Source organism: Gordonia sp. VNK21, from assembly GCF_046098115.1.
GTDB lineage: Bacteria > Actinomycetota > Actinomycetes > Mycobacteriales > Mycobacteriaceae > Gordonia.
The window spans coordinates 300051-315970 of the sequence record NZ_JBJURU010000002.1 but is presented as its reverse complement, the minus strand read 5'-3'; the positions used below and the strand labels follow the sequence as shown (position 1 = coordinate 315970).

15 protein-coding genes are annotated in these 15920 nt (G+C 64.6%); 10 read left to right on the top strand and 5 right to left on the bottom strand.

Going from position 1 to position 15920, the window contains the following annotated elements:
* The first annotated feature begins 24 nt into the window (after positions 1 to 24).
* From ACJMNC_RS04480 to ACJMNC_RS04460, 5 genes are all read left to right on the top strand, one after another.
* Positions 25 to 783, top strand: coding sequence for an SDR family NAD(P)-dependent oxidoreductase (locus tag ACJMNC_RS04480; protein WP_408946773.1), 759 nt, complete (start codon positions 25 to 27; stop codon positions 781 to 783).
* Positions 784 to 952: 169 nt separating this feature from the next.
* Positions 953 to 1372 (top strand): 4-oxalocrotonate tautomerase, encoded by a 420-nt coding sequence (locus tag ACJMNC_RS04475; protein WP_408946735.1) that lies wholly within the window; start codon positions 953 to 955, stop codon positions 1370 to 1372.
* Between the two features lie 27 nt (positions 1373 to 1399).
* Complete coding sequence (locus ACJMNC_RS04470) at positions 1400 to 2548, top strand: zinc-binding dehydrogenase (protein WP_408946734.1); 1149 nt, start codon at positions 1400 to 1402, stop codon at positions 2546 to 2548.
* Positions 2549 to 2584: 36 nt separating this feature from the next.
* A complete protein-coding gene (locus ACJMNC_RS04465) occupies positions 2585 to 3607 on the top strand; it encodes a zinc-binding dehydrogenase (RefSeq protein WP_408946733.1) in 1023 nt (340 codons plus the stop codon).
* Between the two features lie 14 nt (positions 3608 to 3621).
* Positions 3622 to 4545, top strand: coding sequence for a zinc-binding alcohol dehydrogenase family protein (locus ACJMNC_RS04460; protein WP_408946732.1), 924 nt, complete (start codon positions 3622 to 3624; stop codon positions 4543 to 4545).
* Here the strand turns inward: ACJMNC_RS04460 and ACJMNC_RS04455 are convergent.
* Positions 4542 to 5213: a TetR/AcrR family transcriptional regulator gene (locus tag ACJMNC_RS04455; RefSeq protein WP_408946731.1), complete on the bottom strand. Its 672-nt coding sequence runs from the start codon at positions 5211 to 5213 to the stop codon at positions 4542 to 4544. The genes ACJMNC_RS04460 and ACJMNC_RS04455 overlap by 4 nt on opposite strands.
* A gap of 134 nt (positions 5214 to 5347) precedes the next feature.
* Here ACJMNC_RS04455 and ACJMNC_RS04450 point away from each other — a divergent pair, with 134 nt between their 5' ends.
* The 3 genes from ACJMNC_RS04450 (at position 5348) to ACJMNC_RS04440 (ending at position 8850) form a co-directional block, all read left to right on the top strand.
* Positions 5348 to 6298 (top strand): enoyl-CoA hydratase, encoded by a 951-nt coding sequence (locus ACJMNC_RS04450; RefSeq protein ID WP_408946772.1) that lies wholly within the window; start codon positions 5348 to 5350, stop codon positions 6296 to 6298.
* 97 nt (positions 6299 to 6395) lie between these two features.
* Positions 6396 to 7979 (top strand): AMP-binding protein, encoded by a 1584-nt coding sequence (locus ACJMNC_RS04445; protein WP_408946730.1) that lies wholly within the window; start codon positions 6396 to 6398, stop codon positions 7977 to 7979.
* Positions 7980 to 7983: 4 nt separating this feature from the next.
* Complete coding sequence (locus tag ACJMNC_RS04440) at positions 7984 to 8850, top strand: thioesterase family protein (RefSeq protein ID WP_408946729.1); 867 nt, start codon at positions 7984 to 7986, stop codon at positions 8848 to 8850.
* Between the two features lie 207 nt (positions 8851 to 9057).
* Here the strand turns inward: ACJMNC_RS04440 and ACJMNC_RS04435 are convergent, their stop codons facing one another.
* Complete coding sequence (locus ACJMNC_RS04435; RefSeq protein ID WP_408946728.1) at positions 9058 to 9972, bottom strand: alpha/beta hydrolase; 915 nt, start codon at positions 9970 to 9972, stop codon at positions 9058 to 9060.
* Between the two features lie 47 nt (positions 9973 to 10019).
* The gene (locus ACJMNC_RS04430) at positions 10020 to 11696 is read right to left on the bottom strand and encodes a class I adenylate-forming enzyme family protein (RefSeq protein ID WP_408946727.1); all 1677 of its coding nucleotides are present in this window, start codon (positions 11694 to 11696) and stop codon (positions 10020 to 10022) included.
* 165 nt (positions 11697 to 11861) lie between these two features.
* Here ACJMNC_RS04430 and ACJMNC_RS04425 point away from each other — a divergent pair, with 165 nt between their 5' ends.
* Positions 11862 to 12566 (top strand): SDR family oxidoreductase, encoded by a 705-nt coding sequence (locus ACJMNC_RS04425; protein WP_408946726.1) that lies wholly within the window; start codon positions 11862 to 11864, stop codon positions 12564 to 12566.
* Positions 12566 to 14512 carry a flavin-containing monooxygenase gene (locus ACJMNC_RS04420; RefSeq protein WP_408946725.1) on the top strand — a complete coding sequence of 649 codons (1947 nt, stop codon included), beginning with the start codon at positions 12566 to 12568 and terminating at the stop codon, positions 14510 to 14512. Before ACJMNC_RS04425 ends, ACJMNC_RS04420 begins: the two co-directional genes overlap by 1 nt.
* A gap of 18 nt (positions 14513 to 14530) precedes the next feature.
* On the opposite strand, the gene ACJMNC_RS04415 is transcribed toward ACJMNC_RS04420, so the two are convergent.
* On the bottom strand, positions 14531 to 15067 hold the full coding sequence (locus ACJMNC_RS04415; RefSeq protein WP_408946724.1) for a TetR/AcrR family transcriptional regulator: 537 nt from the start codon (positions 15065 to 15067) through the stop codon (positions 14531 to 14533).
* 73 nt (positions 15068 to 15140) lie between these two features.
* On the bottom strand, positions 15141 to 15905 hold the full coding sequence (locus ACJMNC_RS04410; protein ID WP_408946723.1) for an SDR family NAD(P)-dependent oxidoreductase: 765 nt from the start codon (positions 15903 to 15905) through the stop codon (positions 15141 to 15143).
* Positions 15906 to 15920 lie beyond the last annotated feature (15 nt).

Below are 15920 nucleotides of genomic sequence, written 5' to 3'. Positions count from 1 at the left end.
CGAGACTGCAGAGGACGAACACGTATGAGTCAGCTCGCCGACAAGACGGCCCTGATCACCGGCGCGAGCACGGGTATCGGGCTCGCCACTGCCCAGCGTTTCATCGCTGAGGGTGCGCGCGTCTATCTCACCGGCCGCCGCAAGCGCCTTCTCGACGCCGCAGCCCGGGAACTGGGCGAACGGGCGATCGCGGTCCAGAGCGACGTCTCCGACCTGGCCGACCTCGACAGGCTGTTCGGCCGGATCGCCGCAGACGAGAACCGTCTCGACATCCTCTTCGCCAATGCCGGTGGGGGAGAGGCGGACCGGCCCCTCGACACGCTTTCCCCCGAGGTCTTCGACCGCACCTTCGGGATCAACGTGCGGGGCACCGTCTTCACGGTCCAGAAAGCACTCCCGCTGCTGAACGCAGGCGGGAGCATCGTGCTCACCGGTTCCAGCTCGGCGCGCCGCGGCACCGCCGGCTTCGGCGTCTACTCCGCGACCAAGGCGGCCATCAGGCAGTTCGGCCGGGTCTGGGCCGCCGAGCTCGCGCCCCGCGGCCTGCGTGTCAACACGCTGGTGCCCGGTCCCACCGACACCCCGGGGCTCCGCGGCCTCGCCGCGAACCCCGCGCAAGCCGGCGCGTTCGTCGATGCGCTGGCGAGCAGCACACCTCTGCGACGCGCTGCGGATCCGGCCGAGATCGCCAACGCCGTGCTCTTCCTGGCCTCGGATCAGTCCAGCTTCATCACCGGCAGTGAGCTGTTCGTAGACGGCGGTGAGGTCCAGGTGTACCCCTGATCGCCCGAGCCGTCCGTGCCCGAATGCGGTGGAGTCCTGCTTCGACCGGGTCGGTTGACCTGTCCGTGTGGAGCAGGAGCGGCCGCGGCTCTTGCCCGTGGTCGGAAGACCGCGTAGGGTCGGCGGAAATATAACGACCATCATAGAACGCAAGGAGTCCGCTGTGCCCATGATTCAACTCACCGTTCCCGAAGGTGTTCTGTCGGCGGAAAGCCGCACCGACCTGCAGAAGACCCTTGCTGCGACCTTGCTGGAGTGGGAGGGCGCTCCAGACGATGCGCTGTTTCGTTCGCTGGCCTGGTGCCGGATCGATGAGGTGGCGGACGGTCGATTCGGCAGCGCCGAAGACGACCTGCCGCGCTTCCGGGTGGACGTGACCGTGCCGGAAGGTGCGCTGTCCGACCGCCGCAAGGAAGGGCTGATCAAGCAGGCCACCGCCGATGTGTCGGCAGCCGCTGCGCTCACCGAACACGACGGCCTGCACGTGTGGGTCCTCATTCACGAGCAGCCCGAGGGCACCTGGGGCGCCGGCGGCAACGTGATCCGGTTCGAGGAGCTCAAGAAGCTGGCCGCAGCGTCGGCGAAGTAGAGGGCCAGAGCGAGCGGGCGCGGTCGGATGCGTCAGCTTGTCTTGATTCAGCGCAACGAGTTGCGATGGCGGGAGGCCCCAGACCCACGAGTCGAGGATCCCGGGGACGTCATCGTCAGACCGATCGTCGTCGGTCGGTGCGACGGTGATTGTCTTCCCGTGCATCGACGCGTCTCCCGCGCGATGCAGGCGGGGCTGCGGCTGGGGCTGATCGACCCCGCCGTCGGCAGGATCTGCGGACCTGTGCCGTTCGCCGGACCGCTGCCCATCGGCCACGAGTGCGTTGCCGAGGTTCTCGACGTCGGGCCGTCCGTGCGCCGGTGGCAGACGGGAGACCTGGTGGTCGTGCCGTGGTCGGTGTCCTGCGGAATCTGCAGGAACTGCCGTCGGGGGCTGACCACCAAATGCCTCACGACCAGGGCGACCGGCGGATCGGGGCTCGACGAGTTGGCTGCCTTCGGGTTCGGTTCGGCATGTGGTGAATGGGGCGGAATGGCCTCGGACCTGGTGCGCGTTCCCTTTGCCGATCATCTGCTGGTCGGCCTCCCCGAAGCGGTGCCCGCGCAGCGAGTCGCAGCAGCATCGGACAATCTCGCCGATGCATGGCGATGCGTGGTTCCGCACCTGGAGGCCTATCCGCACGCCAGGGTGCTGATCATCGGGGGCGGCGCGCAGTCGATCGGACTCTATGCGGCCGGCCTGGCCGTGGCCCACGGCGCGGAAGACGTCACCTACCTCGACACCGACCCGGTGCGCCTGCACCTGGCCGAGGCCCTCGGCGCCGGGGTGGTCGACCAGCCGGTCAAGCGGCGTGCACCCGGCACTGGCGAGGAGTACGACATCGTCGTGGAAGCCTCGTCGAGCAGCGCCGGACTGCGCTATGCGATCAGGGCGACCGCACCCGGCGGGCACTGTACTGCGGTCGGCTATTACGTCGGCACGATGACGCCGGCGCCGCTCATGCGGATGTACGCCACCGGTATGAGCCTCCACATCGGAGTCACTCATCCGCGGCCGATCCTGCCGGACCTCCTGAACTGGGTCGCCGCCTCCGGGTTTCCGGCCGAGCGGGTCACCACCGTGCTCGCGGACTTCGACGATGCGCCGAACGCGTACGCGATGAAGACCACCAAACTCGTGCTGGCGCGCGATCGAATCACCAGCTCGAGTCGATGAATGAACTGCAACGACAACCTGTAAGGAAGTGAGAAGTTGAAGAGTCTGATGTTCGTGAAGCCAGGGGAGCTGCGGTTCGACGAGGTCGAAGCGCCGACGATCCTGGAAGGAACTGACGCGCTGGTTCGTCCGATAGCCTCGACGACCTGCGATCTTGATCATCATGTCATCGCGGACAAGACCCCGTTCTCGGGATTTGGACCTTTCCCGCTGGGGCACGAGTGCGTAGCGCGAGTGGTAGAGGTTGGTCCGGACTGTGCCACGTTCCAGGTCGGCGATGCGGTTGGTGTGGCCTGGCATATCGCCTGTGGATCGTGCGCTCAGTGCAGCATCGACCATCCCGCGCGATGTCTCAAGCATGGAGATTCCCAATACGGTCTTCCTGTCAACGGTATGTGGGGCGGCACCTTCGACGAGCTGGTCCGGGTTCCTTACGCTGACTACAATCTGGTGAAGCTCCCCGCGAACGTTGATCCGGTGCACCTCGCCTCGATCGGGGACAATCTTGCACTCGGCTGGGAGACTGTCATGCCCTCGGTCGAGGGGATCGCGGATCCCAAGGTGGCGGTGTTTGGCGGAACCGGATCGATCGGCCTGTACACCGTCGATGTCGCAGTCCACTGCGCCGCCGCACACACTGTGTACTTCGACGACGACCCAGTACGGATGGAAGCGGCCGCCAGACTCGGGGCGGAGGTCCAGCACATCAACGACAAACACGACAAGGACTTTCACGTCGCGGTGGATGCCAGTTGCGACCCGCACCGGCTCCGCAAGGCTTTGCTGTCAGTGGTTCCGGAAGGGACTGTGAACAGTGTCGGAATATACTTCGACGAGGTGCCCATCCCGCTGCTGGCCCTGTATCAGCGAGGTGTGAACTTCCACAACGGCAAGGGTATGGCGCGACCGAATATGACGCCGACCCTCGCCGCGGTGGCCGAGGGGGTTCTGCATCCCGAACTGGTGACCAGTGGAATCTACCCCTGGGAGCAGATTCCGGATGTGCTGACTGGCCCGGACGCAGGTCACAAGCCGATCTTCGTGTTGGGCGATCAGTGAGCCGCGCGACAGCGATGGCAGCGGTCGTTATCGGCACCGACGGCGAAGTCGCCCGAGGATTGGCCGAAGTTCCGGAACCCCGGGACGGCGAGGTGCGCCTTCGGGTGCACGCGGCTGCCGTCAACCCGACCGACTTGGCGATGCTGACAATGGGCAAAATGATGACTGGAGTCGAGGGACCCTGGGTTCCAGGAATGGATGCAGCCGGCGTCATCGACGCTGTCGGTTCCGAGTCGACGTTTGCGGTCGGTGAGCGCGTGATGGCGGTAGTGGTTCCGTACGGATCGCATACGGGGGCGCAAGCGGAATACACGGTGGTTCCCGAAGCCTCGGTGATTCGCCTCGACGAGGCGATCGATTTCGCGGCGGCGGCGACGATTCCCATGAATGCGCTGACTGCGGTACAGGCACTTGACGAGATGAATCTGCACAGTGACGAAACTGTCGGAGTGACCGGTGGCGCAGGGCATTTGGCGACGATGTTCATCCGACTCGCTCGCGCACGTGGATTGCGGGTGATCGCGGAAGCCGCGCCGGCCGACGCCGAGGCGGTGAGGTCGGCGGGTGCCTCGGCGGTGATCGACCGCTATACAGATGTGGCCCGCGGTATGCGCGCTGCCGCGCCGGACGGCGTCGCGGGCGTCTTGGACACCGCCTTGCTCAACTCGGCGATCCTTCCTGCGATTCGGGACGGCGGTCGGCTGGTGTCGGTGAGGCCCACGCGACTCGATACCGAGCGCGGAGTGGAGCATTCGTCGATTCTGGTCCCCGAATATGCCCGCAATAAAGAAGCGATCGCCGCCGTCGCCGATGCATTGGAAGGCGGCGTGATCGAACCGCGGGTGGCGCAGATCTATCCGCTCGCCGATGTCGCCGAGGCCTACCGGCGGATGGCGCGAGGCGGGGTGCGCGGTCGCTTGGTGCTCGATCTGGCTTAAGACGTATCGACGACAGTGGCGTGCGTGAGTCCTGCCAGAACGATTTCGACGATGCGTTCGCCGTATGTGGGAAGTGTCTCTCGAAATCGTTCGAGCTGACTGGGGCGGCTGAATTGCCAATGGGTGGTCATCGCGCCGACCAAGAGCTCGGCAGCGATGAACGAGTCGGCCGCCGACTTCAGTTCGCCTCGTGCCAGGGCGCGTCGGCCGATCTGCCGAGCCGCGTCCAGTCGCGGTTGATGGACGATCCGATAGTAGGCGGCTTCCAGTTCCGGGTCGATCAACCGGTCGACGGCCAGGCGAGCAGTGATCATCACGTTCTGCTGGTCGCCGAACCAATGGACGAAGGCTGCGACGTAGTCGGTGAGGTCGGCGCGGAGTGAACCGCGATCCTCTGCCTGGGGGAGCTTGACCAGTGCGTCAAAGGCGTTGGCGAGTAGCTCGGCGGGTGACGACCAGCGCCGGTAAATGGCCGGCTTCCCGACACCGGACTCTTTTGCCGCCGATTCGAAGGATAGCGCAGACCATCCGTCACGGGCGTAGACGCGCAGTGCCGCAGCCAACACCGCTGGTGCGATCCGGGGGTCGGGCTTGCGCCCGGGACGGCCCGGGCTGGTGGCCGGGCCGTCCGGTCCCGGTCCGGCGGAGCCGGTTGGGTTGATCGTCATGCCGATCAGCCTATCGGGGCGGCACGAGCTCGCCGTCGCCATTGCGTACGGAATCAGTATGAATTAATCTGACGGAGTCAGGCGTCGGCATGAACGACGTGCGCGTGCAGGTGCAGGGAGAGAGTTCAGCAAGCATGTCGGATTATTCGCACATTCGGTACGAGACCTTCTACGACGGGACAGTTGCGCGGATCCTGTTGGACCGTCCGACCACCCGCAATGCCCAGCATCGTGGGCTCCTCGTTGAGCTCGATGACGCGTTCGAGCGGGCTGAGCGTGACGACCAGGTCAAGGTAGTGATTCTGGGCGGTACCGGTCCGCTGTTCTCCTCTGGCCACGACCTGGGGTCGGCGGAGGCAATGGCGGAGATGTCTGGACCGGACCGGCACCCGAGCTTCACCGTCAATGGCGGAACCCGCAAAGGTATCGAGAATCGGATGCTCCAGGAGTGGCACTACTACTTCGAGAACACCAAGCGGTGGCGGAATCTGCGCAAGATCACGATTGCGCAGGTTCAGGGCACGACCTATTCGGCGGGACTGATGCTGATGTGGGCGTGCGACTTGATCGTCGGTGCCGACGACGCCTCATTCGCTGACGTCGTCGGCACTCGGTTGGGAATGAACGCGGTCGAGTACTTCGCCCATCCTTGGGAGCTCGGCCCGCGCCGGGCGAAGGAGTTGCTGCTCACCGGAGATGCGATAGACGTCGAAGAAGCCCATCGCATCGGCATGGTGAGCAAAATCTTCCCACGTGCCGAATTGGAGGAGAAGACGCTGCAGTTCGCAGCGCGTATCGCGAAGGTCCCCACCGTTGCAGCCTTGTTGATCAAGGACTCGGTGAATCATTCGCTAGACAACATGGGCTTCGTCAATTCGCTCAATGCTGTATTCACCATGCACCAGCTCAACCATGCGCACTGGTCATATCTCAATGGCGATGCATCCTGGCCGATCGCCAAGCCCGAGCACGGTGTGCCCGCCTGGAACCACGCACCGCCCGTGGTGATCGCTGACAGGTACGTCGCCGATCCGCACGTGAGCGAGTACGCGGACCGGACTGATCCCGCGGGCGAGAACCGGTGACGTTCTGAGAACCAAGACCATCCACATCCCCGTGGGTATCGACAATCATCCGACCCGCCGACGAAGCGGCGACGGGTTCATCTGAGGAGTAGACGCAATGCCATTTACCAGCCCGTATCAGATGGTCGACATTCCCGATGTCGGCGTATACGAATACTTGTTCGGGAGCCTCTGTGATGAGGATCTGAGTCGACCGGCGTTTCTCGCGGCCGACGGCGCCTCCATCAGCTATCGGGTCCTCATCGACCGGATCGACGCAGTAGCGGGGGCGCTGGCGGCTGAGGGAATCGGCGTCGGCGACATCGTCGGCCTCTACGCGCCGAACAGCCCCGAGTTCGCCGTGGCGTTCCACGGGATTCTTCGCTCGGGTGCCACCGCGACCACTGTCAACGCGCTGTACACCCCGGAGGAAGCCGGCAAGCAGCTCGCCGCTAGCGGGGCTTGCGCTCTGTTCACGCATTCGGCGGCACTGCCTGGTCTCGAGCGGATCCTCGACGACCTCGGCATCGGTGGGACGCGAGTGATTGTGCTCGACGGCAATGGTACGGACTCATTGGCCGCGGTGACCGCCGCCGGTCACCGCGCTCCGGTCGTCGACTTCGATCCGGCGACGCACATCGCGGTGCTGCCGTACTCGTCGGGTACCACGGGGGACCCCAAGGGGGTTCGGTTGAGCCACGCCAACCTGGTGGCGAATGTGGCGCAGACTGCTCCGGTGATCGACATCGTGCGCGATGATCGAGTGCTGGCCGTGCTTCCCTTCTTCCACATTTACGGGCTGACGGTCTTGCTGAATCTAGCCCTCTACCGGCGCGCTACGCTGGTCACCATGCCGCGATTCGACCTCGCGGTCTTCCTCGACACGATCGCCGAGACTCGTTGTACGTACGTCTTCATCGCGCCACCGGTGGCCGTGGCGTTGGCCAAGCATCCACTCGTCGATTCCTACGACCTATCGTCGGTGAGTGCAATCATGTCGGGCGCGGCGCCGCTGGATGCTCAGCTGGCCGAGGCGGTCGCCGATCGCCTCGATTGTGCTGTCGGGCAGGGATTCGGGATGTCGGAGATGAGCCCGGTGAGCCATTGCATCGCCCGTGCGGATCCGGATGCGCCACGAAGTTCAGTAGGCAAGACGCTCCCGGGCATCGAGTGCCGGATCGTCGATCCTGCCACGGGCCGGGAGGTTGCGCTCCCGGCTGCCGGAAGTGCCGACGAGAGCGCACCGGGGGAGCTCTGGTGCAAGGGGCCGAACATTATGCTCGGGTACCTCGACAACGCGGCGGCGACGGCCGACACGTTGGACGCCGACGGCTATCTGCACACTGGCGACATCGCGACCGTCGACGGACGTGGCTACGTTCGGATCGTCGATCGATTGAAGGAGCTCATCAAGTACAAGGGCTATCAGGTGCCACCGGCTGAACTGGAAGCGATTCTTCTCAGCCACCCGGAGATCGCTGACGCCGCTGTCGTCGGAGCGCGCGGGGCCGACGGCGAAGAAGTGCCGAAGGCGTTCGTCGTCTGCCAGCCGGGAGTCGAGCTCACGGAGGAGAGCGTGATGGACTTCGTGGCTGGGAAAGTCGCACCCTATAAAAAGGTACGACTGGTCGAGTTCGCCGACGCGATTCCCAAATCGGCGTCCGGAAAGATCCTGCGGCGTGAACTGATGGCGGGGGACTGAACCGGTGGACGATGGCGTCGGAATTTCGGGCGCGACGGCGCCGCAGGCCTGCTACGTGCTCGAGCGGCGCACGACCGACGATTGGGGTGAAACCGAGGAGTGGTTCTATGCGACGGAACTTACACACAGCCCTTGGGGACTCAACGTCCAGCACGGTGGCCCCGTTGCCGGTTTACTGTGCCGCACCCTCGAACGCTGCGGACTGATTCCGGGCACAAGGCTTGCTCGGTTGACTGTGGATCTGCTGGGACCGGTGCCGGCCACAACTGTCAAAGTGCGGTCCTGGGTGGAGCGTCCGGGTACGAAGGTCGCATTGCTCATTGCCGAGATGTGGGCGCCGGCGCCCGGCGGCGGACCGTGGCGCCCAGTGGCTCGCGCGCAGGCATGGCGGCTGGCTACCGGCGACAGCACGGAGGTGGCCGCTGCTGCTGATCCGTCGAGGGGCTTCCCCGGTGGCCGGCCGCTGCCGTTGCCAGATGCGTGGACGGTGGGGTTCATCAATGCGGTGAACTGGCATGTGGCGACACCGATCGGGAATCCTGGCGGGCCGACGCTCGCCTGGCTTTCGCTGAAGGTGCCGCTGGTTGCGGGAGAGGCCCCGAGTCCGCTGACCGCGCTCATGTCGGTGTCGGACATCGCCAACGGCCTTGGTGCGCGAGTCGATCCGTTCGAGTGGACCTTTCTCAACACAGAACTGACGGTTCACCTCTTCGGTCCACCGGCACAGGGCTGGGTCGGACTCGAATGCGAGACCTCGATGGGTGATGACGGTATCGCGATGACGGCAGGAGTAATCCACTCGCCTGGTCGGCCCCTCGGCCGCATCGCTCAGTGCGTGCTGTTGGAGAGGCGTCCGGTGCGCGCCGGCTGACGGCACCAGCCGACGCATGGGGATCCACTGTCCGAGTGGATAATCCGGCCCGTCACGCCACCCCGTCGGGCGACTGCATCGTCGAACGAACGCGACATTGCGGCCGGGTACGGCCTCAGCGCAATGTGATCGTTCCAGGCCCGGCGGACACGTCCGATCATGCGGTGTCACCTATCCGTGGAGCACCCGGGCGGTGATTGGATGTGCTCAGGCGCATGCGGCGAGGAGCGCATGCGCCCGGTCGAAGAGGTCCTGGAGCGCATCCTCGGCGGCGGGACTGACAGCGCCGAGATCGATGAATCCATGTACTAGCCCGGGGTATCTGTGGGCGTGGACCGGAACGCCTGCCTCGCGCAACGCCCCCGCGTAGGCTTCGGCCTCGTCGCGAAGCGGATCGAACTCGGCTGTGACGATCAAGGTGGGCGGTTGGGTGGCGATCACCTCGGGCGCGGCACGGAGTGGCGAATGGCGCGGATCGTGCGGGTCGGTGCCGACAGGGATATACCGCTCGGCAAACCAGCGAAGAGTGGCCGACTCCAGATAGTAGCCGGCTGCATTCGCTACGCGCGACGAGTATGCGCCGAAGGTGTCGGTTGCGGGGTAAATCAACAGTTGGGCGGCGGCTGCGCCTGGTATCGCTTGTGTGGCTACGATGGCCAGGTTCCCGCCTGCCGAGTCGCCCGCCACCACGAGTTTGTCTCCGCCGTATTCACTCAGGCGGTCCGCGGTGTCGGCCAGTGCGGCGACCGCATCCTGCGCGGCCGCGGGGAAGGCGTTCTCGGGGGCGAGCCGATAGGCGACCGACACCACGACCGCACCGAGTTCGATGCACAATCTGCGGCAGAACCGGTCGTGAGTCTCCAGATCGCCGATGACGAATCCACCACCGTGAAAGAACAGAACCGTCGGCACCGCTCCGGTGTGCTCTCCTCGGTAGATCCGCGCGGGGAGTCCCGCTACGGCCGTCTCGGCGACCTGGGCTAGCGGCGGACGCTCTGCTCCGGCCACGAGTGCTCGCAGCCCTGCGCGAGCGCCGTCAACGGTGTTCTCATGGATCGGGGGATAGGGCGCCGCGTCCACTGCGGCGATGAAGCGGGCGATGTGGGGGTCGAGCAAGGTCATTCCTTCGTCGAGGTCCGGGTGCAAGGCGCTGCTGCCGACAGCCGTTGTCAGCTGCGATGCTCGCGCAGGTAGCCGTCGCGGAGTCGGTACTTCTCGATCTTGTTGGTGGGTGTCCGGGGAAGCTGGTCGACTGCGATGAAGTCGCGAGGGCGCATGTATTTGGGCATGTGTTCGCGGCAGTGTTCGGCTAGTTGGCCGGGGTCGAATAATTCGCCCTCCGACAACTCTACGAAGGCGATGACATCGTCCTCGTTGCCTTCGGCGCCGGGTATCGCGACCACTGCTGCGAGTTGGACCGACGGGTGTTTTATCAGAATCTCCTCGATGTGGAATCCGGAGATGTTCTCGCCCCGAACTCGCAGGCGATCTCCCAATCGGTCGATGAAGGAGAACTGCCCGTCGGCATCGCGGGTTGCCGCGTCGCCGGTATGGAACCAGAGGTTGCGCCAGGCATGGACTGTGGCGGCCGGCTTGCCGAGATACTCCTGGAAGAGTGCCTCACAGAGGCGGGGCCGAATCGCCAGCTGTCCGACCTCGCCAGGTGCGCACTCGCGATCGCGTTCATCGAGTACGGTCACTTCTGCGAATGGAAGGGGCTTGCCCATCGATCCCTTGGGAAGTTCGCTCTTACCGTCGAATACCGGCAGATCGAACTCGGTGAACAGCTCGCGCAGGTGCTCGTGGGTGTGGCCGCGGTAAAGATCGGAGGGCGTGCCCTGGCCTTCGGGGCACTGCTCTGTCAGGGCGAGGAGCGACAGTCCTGATTCGGACTGGCCGAATCCGGACGTGGTGAAGTCGATGCCGAACCTGGTCGCGAATTCCTTATGGTTGGCGGGCAGGGGCTGCAGGTGGACCTTGTTGAGCGGATTCTCGCGGTCGTGGTTCGTCGGTTCGGCATTCAGCAGCCACGGAATCATCACGTCAAGCAGGACCGCCGTGGTGCAGCCGGTCGAGTTGATCCGATGCCAGAAGTCGCTTGGGCTGAACCTGTCCCACAGGCTCACGGCGGCTCCAGCCCAGAGTGCACGTGCAAAGCAGATGTGCGCACCGGCGATGTGATACGTCGGCAAGTCGTTGTACAGCACGTCGTCGGGAGTCAGCGTCTTACGTGGCATCCAGGTGTAGATGTTGAGCCACCGATGCGATTGCACGACTCCCTTGGCGGGGCCTGTGGTGCCCGAGGTGTAGATGATGCTGGCGGGAAGATCGATGTCGATCCGGACGTTCGGCCGGGTCGCCGGCGCGAGCAGCTCCGCGAAACCTCCGGTCGCCAGATCGTCGGCGACGATCGTCGTCATGGATTCCGGGAGAAGGGCACCGAGTTCCGAGATCCGATTCTCCAGCTGCCGGTCGACGAGCAGGAGCTCGGGATTTATGTCGTTGAGCTGGTAGGCGAGCAGGTCCCCGGTGAACTGGAAGTTCAGCGGTGCGTAGGTTGCGCCCAGCTTCCATAGGCCGTACATCGTCAGCGTGGCGATCAGCGGGTTGGGCGTCAGAACGCTGACTTTGGAACGTTCGCCGACCCCTCGTGCGGCGAGGTTTCCGGCGATGTTGTCGGTGAGGCGACCGAATTCCGCGTAGCTGAGTTCGAGGCCGGTCTCCCCGTAGGTCACGGCGCGCCGGTCGCCACTGTTCCTGGCGTGATGGTCGAGCGCCTCGACGGCATTGCGGAAGTCGAACTCGAGAAGCTGCTCGAGGTCTCTCGCCTTGACTGTATCGAACATGAGTGCCCCTTATGGACGTTAGGGTTCGCAAATAGTGTTCCTAGACTATACATAAGACACGCAGAATTAAAACATACGGATAGGTATGTTAGTGTTTCTCGTTGTGCGGTTGAGGCCCGGATCTGCGGTTCTTGCCGACCAGTAGTCACCACAGGAGGAAAGTTCATGGCTCAGCGCGTTGCACTCGTCACTGGATCGAACGGAGGTATTGGAACGGCGATCGTCGCGCGTCTGCGCGAGGACGGCTTCCGGGTGGTCACCGTCGATCTCACTCCGGGAGCGGACCTGACTCTCGACGTGGTCAATGATCCGCTGCCCGAGGAGGTCTTCGGGCACGTGGACGTATGCGTGAGCAACGCAGGCATTGTCGACACGATCGCACCGGCGCACTCGATGTCGGTTGAGAAGTGGAATCGCGACATCAGTGTCAATCTCACCGGCGCCTTCCGGGTGATTCAGGCGTGCCTGCCGGGAATGCGCGAGAGACGCTACGGGCGGGTCGTCGCCGTCTCGAGCATGGCCGGCCGCACCGGCCTGGCCGGCAAGGTAGCGTATGCGGCTTCGAAAGCCGGCCTACAGGGCGCGGTGCGGACGGTGGCAATCGAGAGCCTCGGATACGGGATCACCGCTAACTGCATCCAACCGGGATTCGTCGAAACCGCCGGCTTGCATGCGCTTCGGCCAGCCGACTTCCAGGCACTGCTGTCGTCGATGCCGGAGGGCAGGTTCTGCCAGCCCGCAGAGATCGCCAACCTGATCGCCTTCCTCTCTTCCGAAGGCAGTGGCTCGATCACCGGGCAGGACATCGCCATCGACGGCGGCATCGGTCTGCATCGGACGATGATCGCCGGAAATGTTGGAGAGCGCTGATGAAGCAGAACCCGACTGTGCACGAAGCGAACCTGGATCGTCGGCTCATCATGGACACCGATGCCGCCCATCGCGCAGTTGCGGCGGCCGATCTGCGCGCACTGCTGATGATGGTGTTCCACCACACCGGCGACCGATACTGGCTCAGCGAGCGATTCCGCCCGGTGAACGACATTCGGTTGATCGCGCCCGAAGACGCGGGTCTGGCCGAGGACGTCCAGCACGAGATCCGCAATGCGGCACTGAGGGTGTTGACCGAGGACTCAGTCCCTGCGATCACGGTTCCCGACGATGACACGCTTGTCGAGATGATGAGTATCGCCATCGGTCGGCGGGTCCCGCCGGAGTACGCGCCGATGATGGCGGAGCAGATGGGTTTCGTTCCGCTTCTGCGTTCGGCACCCCAACCGGGAGAACTCGGGCACGCCACCGACGGGGTTCTCCCCGTCTTGGTGGTGGGAGCTGGGGAGAGCGGGATGGCGATGGCGGCGATGCTCGACGGTCTGGGCATCGACCATCGAGTCGTCGACTCCGGTGACACCGTCGGAGGAACCTGGCGCGACACCCGCTATCCAGGGTGCGCGGTCGACACACCGAACCACTCGTACTCGTTCTCATTCGGACGGCGATACCCGTGGCCCCGGTTCTTCTCGGCTAGACAGGAGATTCAGGACTACCTCGAACGCACCGCCGATCAGCTTGGACTGCGAGAAAGCGTGAGCTTCAACACGCGGTTCGTCAGTGGCCGGTGGCTTGACGATGCGCAGTGCTGGAGTATCGAGCTGTCCCACAACGGGGGCACCGAGCAGGTGCAAGCGCGCTTTCTCATCACCGCGATCGGGCCCTTCGGCCAGCCGCAGGTGCCGTCGATTCCCGGTGCCGCACGTTTTGCCGGGCAGGCATTCCACTCGGCGCATTGGCCGGCCGAGCTGGATGTCACGGGCAAACGTGTCGCGATCATCGGGACCGGCGCCTCGTGCATGCAGATTGCGCCGACGATCGCGGATTCGGTGGCGGAGTTGACGATCCTGCAGCGGACGCCGCAGTGGGTTCGACCGATTCCCCGATTCCACGAGTTGATTGGTGACGACGTCAAGTCCTTGCTGACCGACGAGCCGTTCTACTCCGCGTGGTACCGGTTCACCATGATGTGGCGCTACGGCGACGGTCTCCTCGCCACGTTGCAGAAGGACCCGTCGTGGCCTCATCCCGACAGGTCATTGAACAGGGTGAACGATAAGCACCGCCAAGAGATGACGGCCCATATCGTCGAGCAATTGGGCGACCGTGTCGATCTCATCGGCAAATGCGTTCCGGACTATCCGCCCTACGGCAAGCGAATCCTTCTCGACAACGGCTGGTACGAGGCGTTGACCAAGCCGAATGTCGACTTGGTAGTCGAGGGCATTGCGGAGATCGAGGCTGATGGCATCCGGTTGGCGGACGGATCGCTGGTCGAGTGCGAGGTGATCGTCTACGCCACCGGCTATGACGTGTCGAAGAACGCCTCTCAACTGGAGATCGTCGGCCGCCAGGGAACGACTCTTGCCGACAGGTGGTCCGACGGCACGGGCGCCTACCTCGGGATAACGGTCCCGTCGTTTCCGAACCTGCTCATCCTTCAGGGGCCGACGACGGGACTCGGCCACGGGGGAAGTGCCTTCTTCACCTCCGAGGTCCAGGCTCGCTACGCGGCACAGCTGATCGGCGAGGTGCTCGCGGCCGGCATCGATTCGATCGAGGTGAAGCCTGATCGCCACGATGACTATCTGGAACGAGTGGATGCGCGCCATGCGGAACTGGTCTGGACGCATCCGGGGATGGTGCCCTACTACCGGAACGAGTTCGGGAAGATTCGCACGGTGATGCCTTGGCGGCTCGTGGACTACTTCCACATGACGAAGGAGCCCTCATTGGACGATTTCATCGAACGCACCCGCGACTGACCTCGTATCTCGGCGGCATCAGGAGAACGTGAAGCTCTTGATGCCGTTGAGGGCGCTCTGCAGCGGATCGGCTGAGCGGCGCAGCTTGCAGAGTATGAGTGCGCCCTCGATCGAATGGAGGGCGGTCTCGGCTCGCAGTCGCGCTTGCTCGGCATCGAGCCCTTCAGCCGCAGCCGACCCGGCGAGCAGGCTGATCCAGTCATCGACGATGCCGATGGCGACCGATCGCGCCTCGTCGGAGAGATCCTCATCCGTGGCCGCTGCCGCGATGGGACACCCCGCCCGGAAGTCCGAACGCATCAGGCCCTGGCTGAAATAGTCGCAGACCGATTCGACGGCCTGGATGAAGGTCGCGCCCGACTCGATGAGTCCGTGCAACTGGCCGGTCACGCGGTTTCCGGCCACGGCGATCGCGGCGATGATCATCTCGTCTTTGCCGCCGGGAAAGTGGTGGCCGACCGATCCTCGCGGTGCTCCAGAATGCTCGATCACGCGCGCAAAAGACGTGCCGCGAATCCCGTAGGCGGGCAGTAGTGCTGCGGCACTGGCGATCATCCGGTCCCGAGCATCTGACTTGGGTGGAATGATGAACCTCCTGTGGCGCCGCAACCACTGATCATAGACGGTGTTACGTGATTGTCACACCGCCGTCGACGGGGATGGTTTGTCCGGTCACATAGCCGCTGGCCGGTGACGCCAGCCAGACCGCTGTGGCGGCCAGCTGCTCGGGGTCGCCCATCGTCTGTCCGAGCAGGATCCGGTGGGCCGTCAGAGCGACGTAGTCGGGGTCGAAGGCATCGGTCATCTCTGACTTGAAGAATCCCGGGGCCAGCGCGTTGACGCGAATGCCTTTACGTGGTCCCCATTGTTGCGCCAGATCCCGGGTCAGGCCCATCACGGCGGCCTTGCTGGCGCTGTACGCCGACTGAGGGAGGCCGGCGGTGGTCAGCGCCAGCGCGCTGGAGAGGTTGATGATGGAGCTTCCGGGCGTCATCACACGTCCGCACGACTGTGCCATCCAGTACGAGCCGCAGAGGTTGATGTCGACGACGGCGCGGAACTGTTCGGGCGTTTCGCGGGTGGCGGGCACCGCGCTGGCAACACCGGCATTGTTCACCAGGATGTCGACCCGGCCGAATTCCTCCATGGTCGCGCCGACCAGCGCTTCGCACGCACCGGGGTCGGTGACGTCGGTGGCGAGCGCGAGCGATCTGCGCCCGAGCCTCTCGACGGTCATTCGGGTGTCGTTGAGCCGATCGATGCGGCGCGCGCCGAGAGAGACATCGGCGCCGGCTTCGGCGAGCGCCCTGGCGAAGTGAACGCCGAGGCCCGATGAGGCACCGGTGATCACGGCCACTCGGCCGTCCAGGGAGAATTGGTCGAGGATCGTCATGACGATTCCTTCCTG

Excerpts from the sequence above, each read along its gene's own strand:
- ACJMNC_RS04460 (WP_408946732.1), top strand. The coding sequence starts at position 3,622 with ATGGCAGCGGTCGTTATCGGCACCGACGGCGAAGTCGCCCGAGGATTG.
- ACJMNC_RS04410 (WP_408946723.1), bottom strand. The coding sequence starts at position 15,905 with ATGACGATCCTCGACCAATTCTCCCTGGACGGCCGAGTGGCCGTGATC.
- ACJMNC_RS04425 (WP_408946726.1), top strand. The coding sequence starts at position 11,862 with ATGGCTCAGCGCGTTGCACTCGTCACTGGATCGAACGGAGGTATTGGA.
- ACJMNC_RS04445 (WP_408946730.1), top strand. The coding sequence starts at position 6,396 with ATGCCATTTACCAGCCCGTATCAGATGGTCGACATTCCCGATGTCGGC.
- ACJMNC_RS04435 (WP_408946728.1), bottom strand. The coding sequence starts at position 9,972 with ATGACCTTGCTCGACCCCCACATCGCCCGCTTCATCGCCGCAGTGGAC.
- ACJMNC_RS04455 (WP_408946731.1), bottom strand. The coding sequence starts at position 5,213 with ATGACGATCAACCCAACCGGCTCCGCCGGACCGGGACCGGACGGCCCG.
- ACJMNC_RS04480 (WP_408946773.1), top strand. The coding sequence starts at position 25 with ATGAGTCAGCTCGCCGACAAGACGGCCCTGATCACCGGCGCGAGCACG.
- ACJMNC_RS04430 (WP_408946727.1), bottom strand. The coding sequence starts at position 11,696 with ATGTTCGATACAGTCAAGGCGAGAGACCTCGAGCAGCTTCTCGAGTTC.
- ACJMNC_RS04450 (WP_408946772.1), top strand. The coding sequence starts at position 5,348 with ATGTCGGATTATTCGCACATTCGGTACGAGACCTTCTACGACGGGACA.
- ACJMNC_RS04415 (WP_408946724.1), bottom strand. The coding sequence starts at position 15,067 with ATGATCGCCAGTGCCGCAGCACTACTGCCCGCCTACGGGATTCGCGGC.
- ACJMNC_RS04470 (WP_408946734.1), top strand. The coding sequence starts at position 1,400 with ATGCGTCAGCTTGTCTTGATTCAGCGCAACGAGTTGCGATGGCGGGAG.
- ACJMNC_RS04420 (WP_408946725.1), top strand. The coding sequence starts at position 12,566 with ATGAAGCAGAACCCGACTGTGCACGAAGCGAACCTGGATCGTCGGCTC.
- ACJMNC_RS04475 (WP_408946735.1), top strand. The coding sequence starts at position 953 with ATGATTCAACTCACCGTTCCCGAAGGTGTTCTGTCGGCGGAAAGCCGC.